Annotated in this window: 16 protein-coding genes and 1 pseudogene; 12 read left to right on the top strand and 5 right to left on the bottom strand. The window is 70.1% G+C overall.

Annotated elements, in window-relative coordinates:
- From AB0A90_RS20915 to AB0A90_RS20905, 3 genes are all read left to right on the top strand, one after another.
- On the top strand, positions 1–739 hold a 739-nt coding region (locus tag AB0A90_RS20915; RefSeq protein WP_357250279.1), incomplete at its 5' end, for a tetratricopeptide repeat protein.
- A 96-nt stretch (positions 740–835) separates the two neighbouring features.
- Positions 836–1036, top strand: a complete 201-nt coding sequence (locus AB0A90_RS20910; RefSeq protein ID WP_357250276.1) for a hypothetical protein — start codon at positions 836–838, stop codon at positions 1034–1036.
- 119 nt (positions 1037–1155) lie between these two features.
- Complete coding sequence (locus AB0A90_RS20905; RefSeq protein WP_357250274.1) at positions 1156–2637, top strand: hypothetical protein; 1482 nt, start codon at positions 1156–1158, stop codon at positions 2635–2637.
- A gap of 71 nt (positions 2638–2708) precedes the next feature.
- On the opposite strand, the gene AB0A90_RS20900 is transcribed toward AB0A90_RS20905, so the two are convergent.
- Positions 2709–3227: a helix-turn-helix domain-containing protein gene (locus AB0A90_RS20900; RefSeq protein ID WP_357250271.1), complete on the bottom strand. Its 519-nt coding sequence runs from the start codon at positions 3225–3227 to the stop codon at positions 2709–2711.
- Positions 3228–3310: 83 nt separating this feature from the next.
- Between AB0A90_RS20900 and AB0A90_RS20895 the strand changes: the two genes are divergently transcribed.
- From AB0A90_RS20895 to AB0A90_RS20880, 4 genes and pseudogenes are all read left to right on the top strand, one after another.
- Complete coding sequence (locus AB0A90_RS20895; protein WP_357250268.1) at positions 3311–3715, top strand: nuclear transport factor 2 family protein; 405 nt, start codon at positions 3311–3313, stop codon at positions 3713–3715.
- Between the two features lie 121 nt (positions 3716–3836).
- Positions 3837–4985, top strand: a complete 1149-nt coding sequence (locus AB0A90_RS20890; RefSeq protein ID WP_357250265.1) for a HEAT repeat domain-containing protein — start codon at positions 3837–3839, stop codon at positions 4983–4985.
- A 150-nt stretch (positions 4986–5135) separates the two neighbouring features.
- Positions 5136–5735, top strand: a complete 600-nt coding sequence (locus tag AB0A90_RS20885; RefSeq protein WP_357250262.1) for a hypothetical protein — start codon at positions 5136–5138, stop codon at positions 5733–5735.
- Between the two features lie 93 nt (positions 5736–5828).
- A pseudogene (locus AB0A90_RS20880) lies at positions 5829–6085 on the top strand (CbrC family protein).
- A 183-nt stretch (positions 6086–6268) separates the two neighbouring features.
- Here AB0A90_RS20880 and AB0A90_RS20875 read toward each other — a convergent pair.
- A complete protein-coding gene (locus AB0A90_RS20875; protein WP_357250259.1) occupies positions 6269–6679 on the bottom strand; it encodes a VOC family protein in 411 nt (136 codons plus the stop codon).
- Positions 6680–6891: 212 nt separating this feature from the next.
- Here AB0A90_RS20875 and AB0A90_RS20870 point away from each other — a divergent pair, with 212 nt between their 5' ends.
- Positions 6892–7791: an ABC transporter substrate-binding protein gene (locus AB0A90_RS20870; protein ID WP_357250256.1), complete on the top strand. Its 900-nt coding sequence runs from the start codon at positions 6892–6894 to the stop codon at positions 7789–7791.
- A gap of 65 nt (positions 7792–7856) precedes the next feature.
- Here AB0A90_RS20870 and AB0A90_RS20865 read toward each other — a convergent pair whose 3' ends face one another.
- From AB0A90_RS20865 to AB0A90_RS20855, 3 genes are read right to left on the bottom strand one after another with little or no spacing between them, the layout of a single operon-like run.
- Positions 7857–8474, bottom strand: coding sequence for an LUD domain-containing protein (locus AB0A90_RS20865; RefSeq protein ID WP_357250253.1), 618 nt, complete (start codon positions 8472–8474; stop codon positions 7857–7859).
- Positions 8471–9916 (bottom strand): LutB/LldF family L-lactate oxidation iron-sulfur protein, encoded by a 1446-nt coding sequence (locus AB0A90_RS20860; protein WP_357250250.1) that lies wholly within the window; start codon positions 9914–9916, stop codon positions 8471–8473. The genes AB0A90_RS20865 and AB0A90_RS20860 overlap by 4 nt, the downstream gene beginning before the upstream one ends.
- Positions 9913–10623 (bottom strand): (Fe-S)-binding protein, encoded by a 711-nt coding sequence (locus AB0A90_RS20855; protein WP_357250247.1) that lies wholly within the window; start codon positions 10621–10623, stop codon positions 9913–9915. Before AB0A90_RS20855 ends, AB0A90_RS20860 begins: the two co-directional genes overlap by 4 nt.
- A gap of 106 nt (positions 10624–10729) precedes the next feature.
- On the opposite strand from AB0A90_RS20855, the gene AB0A90_RS20850 reads away from it, so the two are divergent.
- From AB0A90_RS20850 to AB0A90_RS20835, 4 genes are all read left to right on the top strand, one after another.
- The gene (locus AB0A90_RS20850) at positions 10730–11569 is read left to right on the top strand and encodes a fumarylacetoacetate hydrolase family protein (RefSeq protein ID WP_357250244.1); all 840 of its coding nucleotides are present in this window, start codon (positions 10730–10732) and stop codon (positions 11567–11569) included.
- Entirely contained in the window at positions 11569–12414 is an 846-nt protein-coding gene (locus AB0A90_RS20845) for an SDR family oxidoreductase (RefSeq protein WP_357250241.1), read from the top strand. Before AB0A90_RS20850 ends, AB0A90_RS20845 begins: the two co-directional genes overlap by 1 nt.
- A gap of 31 nt (positions 12415–12445) precedes the next feature.
- Entirely contained in the window at positions 12446–13354 is a 909-nt protein-coding gene (locus AB0A90_RS20840) for a hypothetical protein (protein ID WP_357250239.1), read from the top strand.
- Positions 13355–13522: 168 nt separating this feature from the next.
- Entirely contained in the window at positions 13523–14848 is a 1326-nt protein-coding gene (locus AB0A90_RS20835; protein WP_357250236.1) for a carbohydrate-binding domain-containing protein, read from the top strand.
- Positions 14849–14887 lie beyond the last annotated feature (39 nt).

Raw genomic sequence — 14887 nt, 5'->3', positions numbered from 1 at the left:
CCAGCTTGGCATCCTCGCCCAGGATCGGGGCGACTACGCCGAGGCCGAGCGCCGCTACCTGCAATCGCTGACCATCAACGAGGAGCTGGGTAATCGGGCTGGCATGGCCAGCAGCTACGGTCAGCTCGGCATTCTCGCCCACCTTCGGGGCGACTACGCCGAGGCCGAGCGCCGCTATCAGCAATCGCTGATTATCGACGAGGAGCTGGGTAATCGGGTGGGCGTGGCCAGCAGCTTCCACCAGCTTGGCATCCTCGCCCAGGATCGGGGCGACTACGCCGAGGCCGAGCGCCGCTACCTGCAATCGCTGACCATCAACGAGGAGCTGGGTAATCGAGCTGGCATGGCCAGCAGCCACGGTCAGCTCGGCATTCTCGCCCACCTTCGGGGCGACTACGCCGAGGCCGATCGCCGCTATCAGCAATCGCTGACCATCGACGAGGAACTAGGCAATCGGGCTGGCATGGCGAGCTCAATCAGCGAGCTCGCGACCCTGCGTACCGAAGCAGGTGGATTCGCCGAGGCAGTGACCTTGCATTGCCAGGCCCTCGCGATACGGCTCGAAATCGGCGTTCCCCAGGCCGGTTTCGATATCGCTCGACTCCGTGACCTCCGCGGGAAGCTTGGAGAACGCAGATTTGGCGACATCGTCACCCCCATCTTCGACGAACAATCGTTGCAGACGCTGACGGCCCTACTCGATCAGGCAGGAAGTCCAGAAGAAGAAGACGGCACCTAGGCTCCCACCCGGCCCGGCGAACTCACGTCGCTTGTGGAATCAGGGATCCTTCATCCGCCGATTGCCACGCTGATGGTCGTCCCGCAGGATGGCCGCGTGGACGCCTGGCAGTCGATCGACGACCTCATCGTGCAACAACGGATCATCCTGGCGTTGCAGGCGATCTGTCGGGCCGAGGAATGCAGCCTCCGGCAAGCGATTGACCTCTTCGGGGACCGGTACGAGCTTCTCCGGCGGACGAGGCCCGATGACTTCCAGGTCACCCGCGACGAGTACGGGCACGGTGCCTATACCTGAGCGGTCGGGCGGCGCCTGCTCTCCCGATGAGCGGATGCCGCGACGATGGACGTGGGCGTAGCGTGCGGTTGATGGTCGGTGCTGCTTCTTCGGATCGGTTATCGTCTCCCTCATCGCTGTTGGCCGGGCTGGCGAGGAATCCGGCAGCGCCGATCGACGTGCTGCTGCGGCTGGTGGAGATGTGGCCGGAGCAGGCATGCGAGGGGCTGCGACGCCGCCGCGAGCTGCTGCCGCCGGTGCGGGACGCGATGCTGCGTCATCCCTCACCCACGATCCGCGGCGCGCTCGCCAGCCACCCGCAGGTCGACCCCCTGGCGCGTGCCCACCTGCTGGCCGACCCGGCGTGGCGGGTGAGACTTCGCGCGTTCGGCCGACCCGGTCAGGCACCGCTGCCGGACGACGTGCTGGTCAGGTTGTTGACCGAACTCGACGATCCCCCCTCCGACGTGCCGTTCAGCCGCGAGGAGTTGATCGACGAGTTGTTCGGCGCGATGGGGTACGACCGACGTCTGATCCGGCTGGCCGCCGTGCACCCTCGGCCGGGTGTGCGCCGGTACGTGGCCGGCTCCGCGATCTGGCTGGACGAGCGGTCGCGCCGGGCGCTGCTGGAGGATGAGGCGCCCGAGGTGCGGGCGGTCGCCGTGGCGTCCGACGCGCGCCGCCACCAGGTGATGGAGCCTGCGGATCTGCCGGACCAGCACTGTCACGCATTCTGGTACGTGCTTCAGCGTCCACTGTCCCCGGCGCTTGTCGATCAGGTGCTCGCCAGCGGCGACGCGGCCGCGCTGCGGGTGATGGCCGAGAACCCGAGCGTCCCACCGGACGTGGTCGAGACGCTGCTGCGCCACCCCGACCCGTCGGTTCGGCAGGGATTGGCCGGCCGCGTTGACCTGAGCGGCGACCAGCTTGTCCGGCTCTCCACCGACCCGACGGTCGAGGTCCGAACCGCGGTCTCCACCCATCCCGGCCTCAGCGAACCGCAGCGGGCCAGCATCGACATCGACGTGACCACGGTGCCGGACGACGGCCACTTCGGCTCCGCGGACGTACGTTGCCGCGAGATCCCCTATACCGACGGCGCCGCGCCGGAACTCACCGATGCGCTGCGCTGGGCACGCTCGGTCAACCCGCTGCTCCGCCGCCGCGCGGCCCGAAACTCCGAGTTGCCGCCGGACCTCGTCGACATCCTCGCCGAGGACCCCGACCTGGGCGTACGGGTCCTGCTCGCCCAGCATCACCCGGCCGCGCCGCCCGCGCTGCTGCTGCGCTGCTTCCTCGAGTACCACTGCTGCGGCCGGGACCGGTTGAGCGAGCTTCCGCAGTTTCCCACCAACGGGTTGGCCCGCTTCTCCGACGACCCCGACCCGACGGTACGACGGCTCGTCGCCCTCGATCCGCACGCCAACCCGGAAGTCGTCGATCGATTGAGCACCGACCCGAGCGCCTCCGTGCGACAGGCGATGGCCAGCAGCCCACGGCTCCCCGCACCGCGGATCGTCGCGCTTCTCGATGATCCCGAACTGGCCGAGGCCGCCGCGGCCAACCCGGCCCTGCCGGTCGATCAGATGCAGCGCATCCTGGACGGGACGCCCGTGGGCTGACACGAGGCGACCGACGCGTACGCCGGCCCGGCCCGGCCCTCACGCCGGGTGCTGATCCACCAGCCGGCCGGTCAGGCGCCTTTCAGGCCAGCGAAGACGACCGCGAGCGTACGGGCCTGCAGAGGCTCGTCCCACCCACCGTGCAGGGCCCCTTGGCAGACGCTGGCGAGGAGCGCCATCACTTCGGGTAGCCGTACCGGGGCGGCGACGGAGCCGGCGGCCTGGGCCTGTTCCAACAGCCGGGCCACCGCCTTCTCGAGGTGACCGACCGCGTCGGGCAGCCGGATGTTCACCCCGGACCCGGCGAGCAGGTCGACGACCGTCTTCTTCGCCGCGGCCTGTGCCACCAGGTGGGCAAAGAAGGCGAACAGGTCTCGCTGGGCGGCGTCTTCGACGAGCTGTGCGAGCAGTCGCTTCATGATCGCGGCGAGCAGGTCGTCCTTGGTGGGGAAGTGGCGGAAGACCGTACCGATGGCGACACCGGCGCGCCGGGCCACCTCCTCGGTGGAGGCTCGGGGACCGAACTCGGCGAAGACTGCCTCCGCGGCGTCCAGAATGCGTGCGCGGTTGCGCTGCGCGTCGACGCGCAACGGCGGACCCTCTACCAAAATGAGTCTCCACTCACTATTCTCGGCACAAGTCGAGTGCTGACTCATTATCAGGGAGGACGACCGTGACACCAAGAGCGATCTTCGAGAGCATGCGCGCCCAGTGGCTCGCGAACCAGCCCACCTTCGAGGCCGACCTGCTCACCGACGACGTGGTGATCGAGACACCGTTCGCCGCACCCGGGCGCCCTACACGTACCGAGGGAAAGCAGCGGGTGCTTGCGTACACACAAGGGAGCCAGGCGGTGTTCCCGGTCCGGTTCGACGACTGTCGTAACGTGGTCGTGCACGAGACCGCGGACCCCGAGGTGATCGTGGTCGAGTATGAACTGGTCGGCACTCACACAGAGACGGGGACAACCGCCTCGGCGCCGTTCATCGGGGTGCTGCGGACCCGGGACGGCAAACTGGCCCACTGGCGCGAGTACCAGCACACCCTCGCCATCGCTGAGGCCGTCGGTCAGGTGTAGGCCCGGATCAGGACCAGGCGTTGCGCCCTGCGATGGTCGTGGGGGAAGATCAGGTTCATGACTCACCGGAAAGGCGCCGCGCGCCTCGCAGAGTGAGACCGGCGGCGAGCGCCGGGCGCGCGTGCTGACCGGCCTCGATCGAGAGCTGGACCGCTACGCCTGGGCGGAACGGCTGGTAAACCGGTCCGAGCGCCCACAGGTCAGGCTCGAAGGCGTACGGATGGCGCTCGCGGCGATGCGTGAGTGGCGCGCCGCGCCCGCACGGCTGACGCCGATGCTGACCGGCCTCCTGCGGGACGACAGCTCCGAGGTGCGGTCGGCGGCGCTGCACACGTTGGCGGCTTCATTGACCGCGTCCCGTCTGGCCGCCGACGAGCTCGCGGGGCTGCTGGACGATCCTGAGTTCGGCGCGGTGGCCGCTACCGCGCTGGGCAGCGTCGGCGACCACCGGGCGGTGCCGCATCTGGTCCGGCTGATGCTGTCCAACAGCGACGAGCCGCGTCTGGCTGAGGCGTTCAAGGCGGTTGCCCGGACGGGTGCCGATGCACAGGTCCCGGTGGCCGCCGCCCGGCAGATCTTGGCCGTGCTACCGGATTCGTGCACGCCGGACCTGCCGATGCGGGTCCTGGCCGCGTTCGGGCCGGCCGCCGCTGCCGCAGTGCCGGAACTCATTGACCGACTCGAAGGGGCCGAGAACGACACCCCGGACTGGGCGATCCACGTTCTCGGACAGATCGGGCCAGCCGCCGCAGCCGCAGCAGCGCTGCTTCGGCGGCACCCGACGCAGTGCGCGACGCTTGCCCTTCTCAGCGTCACATCGGACCGGGCCGTGGCCGACCAGTATCTCGCCGGCCGGCCCGAACAACCTGGCCGCCGAGACCAGATCGCGCCAGCGGTGCTGACCTGGCTGGCCGAGCACAATGGGCTCACCGCCCGCCAGCACAAGCAGCTGCTGAGCCTGTTCCGGGCGCCCGGATTCACGCAGGTGAAATCGGCCGGCGCGGTTTGGCTCCACAACGGTCCTGCGGTGGCCGCGGAACTGCTGGGAGTTCTACCGGATTACCTGTCCGACGACCTGTACGGGCCAGAGGCGCTGCGGGTCTTCGCCGCGATGGGGTCGCACGCGCGACCGGTGCTCGACCGGCTGGATCGATTCGTGGCCTCCCGGCACCGAGTCGGCATGAACATCGGCGACTTTGACGCCGAGATGCGCGCGGACGAAAGGCTGCACGCTGCCGCCATCGCCACCCGCCGGATGATCGCCGAATAGGTCGCCCTCGTGAATCCGCTTCTGCCGGGTCGGTCGCTACGGGGTGGTGTCATGGCGGGCGCGCAGCGCCGAGGACCGCCAAGGTCGCCGACCGCCATCCGTTGACCGGGTGATGGAGGACGCCGGCCGGTTGCTGTTACTTTGCCGGCCGTGGATGATCAGCTGACGTGGATCGACCGAATCATCGACGTGACCGGATGGCACCAGGAGCCCGCGGACGGTGCTGGCTGGGAGCAGGTGGAGTCGGAGCTGGGCGTGGTGCTGCCTTCGGACTTCAAGGAGCTGTGTCGACGGTTCGTACCGGGGGCGTTCTCTGCGTACCTGGACCTTCTAGGGCCCACGGACGACTATGCGCAGCCGCTGCTTCCGACGTGGGCCTCCCTCCGGCAGTGGGCGGCCGGGCACGAGTCCGCGCGGCTGTGGGCCCCCTACGAGATGTACGAGCCCGACAAGGGGTCGGGGCTGATCCAGTGGGGCAGTGATCAGACCGAGGGAGAGTACTACTGGTTGGCGGACCGCTCAGTGGAGCCCGACCGGTGGCAGGTGATCGCGCGTCGGGAAACCGACCCGTGGCACCAATTCGACATGTCGACGGCCGAGTTCGTCTATCGGGTGATCGCGGATCCGGAGTTCAAGCCGTTCACGGTGGCCGATCCACCACGGCGACCATTCTATCTGCCGCACTGGGGGCCGTTCCCCACGAGCGCTGACGACTGGGACGCTCTCACCGACCCGAACCGAAAGAGCTGAACGACGTCCCCGGGACCGCTGACGCGGCAGGTGTTCGGCGCTCAGGTGGGCCGCTCGCGGCGACCTAGGATCGGCGGGTGCTGGCTGACGAGGATGGTGGGGTGGCAGCAGGAGCAGTGGTTGCACCATTGCCGAGACGCGGCGGAGTTCCATGGCGCGGTCGGGCGAACGAGTTGGCGACCACCCCGGACGCGCTGGAACACCTCCGGCTGACGTCGGCCGGGTCTGGCTGGTCGGCCGGTGACAGCGACTGGTATCTGCGAACGCTGAGCAAGGCCGGCCCGGTCACCGCCTATCTCTTCCGCTGCCGGCACTGCGGCAGTCACCTCGCGTATTCCGACTCGGCCTGACCGCCCGTCCTGGACGGGGAAGGTTGTTGTTGGCGGCCGCAGCCGTGACGGAATGGGGTCGCTGCCGAGCTGGCGGCCCCGCACAGCATCTCGTGCTGGCAGGGCCGCCATGGCTGTTCGCGAGAAGCGGCTTGCGTGAGACGCCGAGTCAGCCCAACGGCTCAGGTGCGACTACCGGCGCGACTACAGCGGCCGAGATCGCTGTGGCACATCGTTGTAGCGAGCGGTCAGCACTTCGAGCATGTGCTTGTCCGGCCCAAGAAAATACAGTCGCCGGCCGGTTCCGTCACGATTGACCTCGCCGACCTCCGACGGCCGCTTTCCGGGTGGGTCGGCGGTGTACGGCGTACCTTCGCGGTCGAAGCGGGCCTTGATGCGGTCGAAAAGTTCGTCTGTCACCAGGAAGGCGTAGTGCTGGGGCTGCACCTCGACCGGTGGGGCCGCGAAGTTGATGACAACCGAATCATCGAGTTGCACCGATTGGAAGAAGCCGTTCTCCCAGGGTTCGCGGAGGTCGAGCAGGCCCTTGAAGTAGTGGGCGGCAGCGTCGCGATCAGACACGGGGATGATCAGGTGGTGCAGGGACGCGGGCATTGTCGTTCCTTGATGTCGTGCCACCTCCATCACCACAACGTCGTTGCGGCCAGACGCGATGACACCTCGCGACGACGATAAACCAGCTGTACCCGACACCTCAAGCATGGCTGCCGGGCAGGTGGTCGCGGAATGGCGGGGCCGCTGCTGGCCGCCGTGGCCTCGCTGCCGGGAAGTGGACGTGGCACGTCGCGCCTGGTAGGCAGGCGGGTGTGCGCATCGTCTCCCTGCTGCCGGCGGCCACGGACATCGTGGCCATGCTCGGCCTGACCGGGCATCTGGTCGGGCGTACCCACGAGTGTGACTGGCCGCCGGGGACCCTGGCCGACATCCCGGCGGTGACGGCGACCTCCCTGCCGGAGGCCCTGACGAGCCGGGAGATCTCGGCGGCGATCGCTGGTGACGCGCACCGGGGATCATCGCTGTACCAGCTCGACGTCGCGATGCTGGAGGCCCTGAAACCGGATCTGATCCTGACCCAGGATCTGTGCGATGTGTGCGCGGTCTCCTACGAGCGAGTCAACGACGCGGTTCGCCTGATCGATCTCGACACCAGGGTGGTGTCCCTGGAGGCGCGGACCATCGACGGGATCCTGGACACGGTTGATGCCGTGGCCGCGCTGACGGACACCGAGGGCAGGGCGGTGGAGATCCGAGCCGACGCCGGGCGTCGCCTCGCCGCGTTGCCGGGACCGGTGACCGGCGCGCCGACGGTGCTGTTCGTCGAGTGGCTCGACCCGTTGATGCCCGGCGGGCACTGGGTGCCGGAGCAGATCGCCTATGCGGGTGGGCGGTCGCTGCTGCTCGGGCCGGGCGCGCACAGCACCCCGCAGCGGTGGTCGGTGGTCGCCGACCTGGCTCCCGAGGTGGTGGTGTTCGGGCCGTGCGGGTTCACGCCCGAGCGCACCTTCGACGAGCTGTCGGTGGCGGCCGCGCAACCCGCCTGGGCGGACCTGCCCGCGGTTCGTCAGGGGCAGGTGTGGGTGGTCGACGGGCCTGCCTACTTCAACCGCCCCGGCCCGAGGGTGGTCGACGGCGCGGAGATCCTTGCCGGCATCCTCGCTGGCCGTCCCGACTCCCGCGCTCGACAGGTCCCCCTCGACGTCGGTTGACACTGCCGCGCCCGACCGGCACGGTGTCGACCGGGGTGCCGTCGATGCTGACCCGGCCGAGGACGTCAGTGCTCCGGGAGGTCGTCGTCGACACCGACCAGCACGACCTCCAGTCGGCGGGGGCCGTGCACCCCCTCCACCCGGTTGAGCTCGATGTCGCTGGTCGCGGACGGGCCGGAGATCCAGGTCTGGGGTGCGCGTGCGTCGAGGCGGGTCAGCGCCTCCGGTAGCAGGCCGACGACCTGGTCAGCGCGGACGACACAGATGTGCCGGTCGGGCACCAGGGTGAGCGCTCGCCGCCCCTGCGTCGGGCCGGCGTCGAGGATGATGGTGCCCGTGTCGGCGACCGCCACTGCGCAACCGGTCAGGACCGCGTCCATGGCGTCGAGCTCGGCCGGTGCGAGTGGGGGAGCGTCGCGCCGCACCTGCCCGGCACAGCCGGCCAACCAGTCGGCGGGCACATCGGTGGGGACGGCGAGCCGGTCCACCTCGGCCAGCAGCCCGGCCAGGGCGCCGAGGCCCCGGTGGACCGTCGCCCGGTAGTCCTCCAGCCGGTCGACGAAAACCTCGACCAGGTCGGAGCGGTCGTCGGTCCGACGGTATCGGCGGGGCACCGCCACCGGTGGCGGGTTGTCGGCCAGGGCCGTCCGGAGCCGCGCCAGGATCTCGTCGCGCGCGTTCACTGCTGCTCCCACCACTCCCGGAAGGTCTGCGGTGCGGGCAGCGGCAGGTCCCGCGAACGGGTCCACGCCGAGGCGGGCCAGGGCAGCCGGCGCAGCGTTCGAGCGCCGGTGCGTCGTTCGCGGTACGCGCCGAGTGGACCCGCGCCCGTGCGGGCCAGCCGCAGGGCGGCGGCCCAGCGTCGAGGGCTGCGCATCACCCAGGACAGGACGCGCATGGCGGCCCGTTCCGCGAGTGGGTGCGGCGCCTGCTGGCGGAGGTGGACCAGGATCTCCGGAATGTTGATCTTCACGGGGCACACGTCGTAACAGGCGCCGCAGAGCGTCGACGCGTACGGCAGGGACGCGTTGTCGGCCACCCCGGTCAACTGGGGCGACAGGATCGCGCCGATCGGCCCCGGGTACACCGAGCCGTACGCGTGCCCGCCGGCCCGCTCGTACACCGGGCAGACGTTGAGGCACGCGGAGCAGCGGATGCAGGACAGCGCCGGCCGCCCGACCGGGTCGGCGAGCACCGCGGACCGGCCATTGTCGACAAGGACGACGTGTACGGCCTGCGGGCCGTCGCCGGGGGCGACGCCCGTCCACATCGAGGTGTACGGGTTCATCCGCTCACCGGTCGAGGACCGCGGGAGCAGTTGCAGGAAGACCTCCAGGTCGGTGAAGGTCGGCAGCAGCTTCTCGACGCCCACGACGCTGATCAGCGTCTCCGGGAGGGTGAGGCACATCCGCCCGTTGCCCTCGGACTCCACCACCACGAGCGTGCCGGTGTCGGCAATGGCGAAGTTGGCGCCGGACACGGCGACCCGGGCCGAGAGGAACCGTCGCCGCAGGTGGGCGCGCGCCACCTCGGCCAGGGCGGCCGGCTCGTCGCTGAGGTCGGCCGGCGCGTCGGGCATGCGACGCTGGAAGATCTCCCGGATCTGTGTCCGGTTGTAGTGGATCGCCGGCACCAGGATGTGCGAGGGGGTGTCGTCGCCGAGCTGCACGATCAGCTCCGCCAGGTCGGTCTCGTACGCGGTGATCCCGGCCGCCTCCAGGGCCTCGTTGAGCTCGATCTCCTGGGTGGCCATCGACTTGACCTTCACGACCTCGTCGGCCCCGGTGGCCCGGGTCAGCTCGACCACGATCCGGCAGGCCTCGGCCGCGTCCCGGGCCCAGTGCACGGTGGCGCCGGCGGCGGTGGCGGACGCCTCGAACTGCTCCAGCAACTCCGGCAACCGCCGTTGGACGTCCGCCTTGATCGCGGCGCCGGCGTCGCGCAGAGCCTCCCAGTCGGGCACCTCGTCGACGACCCGGGCGCGCTTGCCGCGGATGGTGCGGGTGGCCCGGTGCAGGTTGGCCCGCAGTTGCGTGTCGGCGACGGCCGGCTTCGCCGCGGTGGGAAAGGGCAGCGGCGTGCGGATCCGCCCGTCGCCGGTGGCCGGTGCGACCGGCCTGGTCACGAGTTGGCCCCCGTCGCGGCGAGGATCTCGGCGTAGTGCAGGGCCCGTACGCCGGAGCGGTGGCGGTCGAGGCCGCCCCCGATGTGCGCCAGGCAGGAGTTGTCGGCGGCGGCGAGCACCCGTGCTCCGGTCTCGCCGACCCGGGCGCACTTGTCGGTGAGCATCGCGGTGGACACGTCCGGGTTCTTCAGGGCGAAGGTGCCGCCGAAACCGCAGCACTCCTCGGCGTCGGCCAGCTCGACCAGCCGGATCCCGCGCACCTGACGCAGGAGTCGCAGGGGCCGGTCACCCAGCCGGAGCAGCCGCAGGCCGTGGCAGGTGGGGTGGTAGGTCACCGTTTCCGGGAACTCGGCGCCGACGTCGGTGACGCCGAGGACGTCGACGAGCAGCTCGGACAGCTCGTAGGTGCGGGCGGCCACCGACGTGGCCGGCGGGTGCAGCCGCGGGTACTGGTCGCGGATCATCGCGGTGCACGAACCGGACGGCACGACGACGGCGTCGTACGCGTCGAAGACGTCGACGTAGTTGCGCACCATCGGCATCGCCTCGGCCCGGTAGCCCGTGTTGGCGTGCATCTGCCCGCAACAGGTCTGGCCCGTCGGGAAGTCGACGGTGTGGCCGAGCCGGCGCAGGATGCGGGTGACCGCGATGCCGGTGGCGGGATAGGCGATGTCGTTGACGCAGGTGATGAAGAGGGCTATCCGCATGGCGGTGTCGACCCGCCTTGACTGTGTTGGTGTGAGCGAGTACACACTGGCGAGCAAGATCCTATCGGAAACGGCTCTGCCGCCACCAGGCACCGGAGGATGGTTCGTGAGATTCATGCGAGTCGGGCCCGTCGGGCGGGAACGCCCTGTCCTGTACGTCGACGGGCGGCACCTCGACCTCTCGTCGCTGACCGCCGACATCGATGCGGAGTTCCTCGGCGGCGACGGCATCCGGCGCGTCCGCGAGGCCACCGACCTGCCCGAGATCGACGTCTCCGGTCAGCGGGTCGGCGCGCCGATCGCCCGTCCCGGTGTGGTCCTCTGCGTCGGCCAGAACTACGCCGCGCACGCCGCCGAGTCGGGTGCCGAGCCACCCACCGACCCGATCATCTTCTACAAGGCGCCCAACACGGTCGTCGGCCCCCACGACGACGTCCTGATTCCGCGTGGCTCGACGAAGACCGACTGGGAGGTGGAGTTGGCGGTGGTGATCGGTCGGCAGGCCCGCTACCTCGCCTCGCCGGCCGACGCTCTCGGGCACATCGCCGGGTACGTGCTGTCCAACGACGTCTCCGAGCGGGACTTCCAGCTCGCCGTCTCGGGGGGTCAGTGGTCGAAGGGCAAGTCCTGCGAGACGTTCCAACCGCTCGGCCCGTGGCTGGTCACCGCCGACGAGATCGACGACCCGCAGGCGTTGCGGCTGCGCTCCTGGGTCAACGGTGAGCCCCGCCAGGACTCCAGCACGAAGGACATGATCTTCGACGTGGCGTACCTGGTCTGGCACCTGTCCCAGTACACCGTCCTGGACCCGGGCGACGTCATCAACACCGGTACCCCGCAGGGCGTGGCGCTCTCCGGCCGGTTCCCGTACCTGGCCGGCGGCGACGTGATGGAGGTCGAGATCGAGGGCCTCGGCCGGCAGCGCAGCACGCTGAGAGCTGCCTGATGGCGGTGCCTGTCGACGCGGAGGACTATTCGGGAGGGGAGAGCGGCATGCGGTGTGACGGTCTGGTGGCGGTGGTGACCGGAGGTGGTTCGGGGATCGGCCACGCCTGCGTGCGGGCGTTCCTGGCCGCCGGCGCCCGGGTGGGCGTGCTGGATCTGGATCTGTCGGGTCTCCCCGAGGACCCTCGCGTGCACGGCGTCCGCGCGGACGTGGCCGACCGGTCCTCCCTCGACGCGGCCGTCGCCTCGGTCGCCGACACCTTCGGCGGCATCGACATCCTGGTCAACAACGCCGCCATCTCCGCCGTGGGCACGGTGGAGGACGACGACGACGAGCGGTGGAGCCGGGTGCTCGACGTCAACGTCACCGGCGTGGCCCGGACGAGCGCCGTCGCGCTGCCGTACCTGCGCCGGTCGTCGGCCGCGGCGATCGTCAACATCTCCTCGATCGCGGCGACCGTCGGCCTGCCCCAACGCGCCCTGTACTCGGCGTCGAAGGGCGCCGTGCACGCCCTCACCCTCGCCATGGCCGCCGACCTGGTGACCGAGGGGGTCCGGGTCAACTGTGTCGCCCCCGGCACCGTGGACACGCCCTGGGTGGCCCGCCTGCTCGCCGGCGCGGCCGACCCGACGGCGGAGAAGCGGCACCTCGCGTCCCGCCAGCCAACGGGGCGGCTGGTGACCGCCGAGGAGGTGGCCGCCGCCGTCGTCTACCTCGCTTCGCCGGCGACCGGGTCGGTGACCGGGTCGTCGCTCCCGGTGGATGGCGGCATGTCCGGCCTGCGACTACCCGCTCGGGTCACCTCCGCGCCCGCCCCCGCCGGACCGGACGCGGTCGGCTCCTGAGGGGTCCGGGGGCGCGTGACATGATTGCGCCATGGGGAAACAGCAGGACGTCGGCGAGCCCGACCGTCACAGCGGGTCCGACGTCGCCGACCACCGTCCGATCGGTGGCAGCGCGGACGCACGGCTCGCCCTCGCTCAGGACCCCAACACGCCGCAGATGACGCTTATCGACCTGGCGTCCGATCCGTCGGCCGTGGTCCGCAAGGCGGTCGCCGCTCGGGCCGACGCGCCCGCACAGGCCCTGCGTCCGCTGACCCGAGACCATGATCGTCAGGTACGGGAGGCCGTGGCGAGGAACCCCTCCGCCTCGATCGCCAACCTCATGCGTCTGGTCAAGGACGCCGACCGGTGGATCCGCTGGGCGGTCGCCGGCAACCCCGCCTGTGACGAGTCGATCCGCCGGGTCATGTCCGAGGCGTCGGACAAGGAGCTTCGCGGTCTCCTCGCGGAGAGTCGTGAGCTGGAGCCGGAGTTGGCCGCCCGGCTGATCGACGACGTGTCACCCGAGGTACGCGAACGCCTCGCCACGCACACCCACGACCCCGATGTGATCACCGCCCTGTTGGCCGATCGCACCGCACGCGTACGCAAGGGGGTTGCCCGCAACCCGCGGACCACCGCCGCGCAGCGCAGCGCGCTCGCCGCGGACCCGGTGGTCGACGTCCGCGCCGCGCTGGTGCGTGCCGTCGAGCTGGGTGAGGCGGACCTGGCGCTGCTGCTCGACGACCGCTCGGTTCAGGTACGCCTGGCCATGGCCACGAGCGAGCTCGTTCCGCCGCACATCCGGCAGGCGCTAGCCCGCGACCCCGACGAGATGGTGGCCAGCGCGGCCCGCGACTTCCGCCCGGGGTCCGGCACCTCCTCGGCGGTCCGGGCTCCCCGCATCGCGCACCGGCCCTCCACCGCCGGCGCGGGCCGTCGCGGCGGCACGTCGCGGTAGGGCGGCGCCGGCCTCGCAGAGTGCAGCACCTGTACTCAGGATGGTTTCCAAACATTCACATGTGTCGTCCCGATCCTCTCTAGGCTGCGAATGTCCAGTTTTTGGGCGTATGTCGGCAGGAGAGGACCAGCGGTGCGTATCAGAAGATTCAGGTCAAGGTTCGTGGCGATGGCCGCGGCGGTGGCGGTCGCCGTGGCGGGGGGACCATTCGTCGGCGGTACGGCACACGCCGCCGCGCCCTCCCAGTTCAGCGTCGTGGGCGGTGCGATCCGACCGGCGACCGGCACCCCGGTGCCCGCCTCCGGAACGCACGCGTCGCTGTGGAGCAATTCCCATTACGCCACCACGAGCGTCAACGGCTCCGGGCGGGTACTGATCGGGGCCATCGGTGACAACTGCCAGGGCTGGCCGACCGTACGGGTGAGCGTCGACGGCGTCAGTGTCGGCCAGACCACGATCGTCAGCGCGACGAGTTACGGCACGTACCCGGTCGGCGCGGCGGTCGGCGCCGGCCAGCACACCGTGCAGGTCCAGTTCGTCAACGACTTCCGGGACGACGCCTGCGACCGCAACGTCCACATCGCGTACGCGCGGATGGAGACCGCCGGCGCCACCGACACGACGTTCAGCTTCGCCGTCCTGCCGGACACCCAGCAGGAGGTGCTCAACGGTAGCGACACCCGCTTCCTCAACCGCACGAACTGGCTGGTGCAGAACCGGTCCGCGCTGGACCTTCGCTTCGTGACCTCCTCCGGTGACGTGGTCAACTGGGACACCCCCGACCACTCGCAGTACGTCATCGCCCGCACCGCGATGCGGCCGATCGAGAACGCCGCCATCCCGTACGCGCTGGCACTGGGCAACCACGACACCCAGGCCACCGGCGTCGGCGGCTCCGCCCGCGACCCCGCCCACACCCGCGAACTGCTGCGCGACACCACCGTGTTCAACCAGTACTTCACGGTCAGCCAGTACCGGGCGGTCCGGGGACAGTTCGAGGCTGGCAAGGTCGACAACTCCTACTCGACCTTCGAGGCCGGCGGCGTGCAGTGGATGGTGCTGACCCTGGAGCTGTGGCCCCGGGTCGCGGCCGTGAACTGGGCCAGAAGCGTCGTCGCCGCCAATCCCCGGCACAACGTCATCGTCGTCACCCACGACTACATCGACGGCAACGGCAATATCGAGCAGAGCGCCGGCTACGGCGAGACCAGCCCGCAGTATCTCTTCGACAACCTGGTCAAGCAGTACGCCAACATCCGGTTCGTCTTCTCCGGTCACACCGGCATCGCCGGCAACCGGGTCGACACCGGAGTCCACGGCAACAAGATCTACTCGTTCCTCCAGACGTTCCACTCCAACAGCACCAACCCGGTCCGCCTGGTCGAGGTCGACACCGCCGCCAACTCGCTGCGGACCTGGATCTACGCGCCGCACAACAACCAGTCGTTCACCGCGTACGACAGGTCGTTCACCGGTATCGGGGTGGTCCGCTGACCCGTACCCCGGTCAGTGCTGTGGCCTTGGCGGTTGGCG

The organism is Micromonospora sp. NPDC049204, assembly GCF_040647935.1.
Lineage (GTDB): Bacteria > Actinomycetota > Actinomycetes > Mycobacteriales > Micromonosporaceae > Micromonospora.
This window is presented reverse-complemented; position numbering and strand designations above follow the sequence as displayed.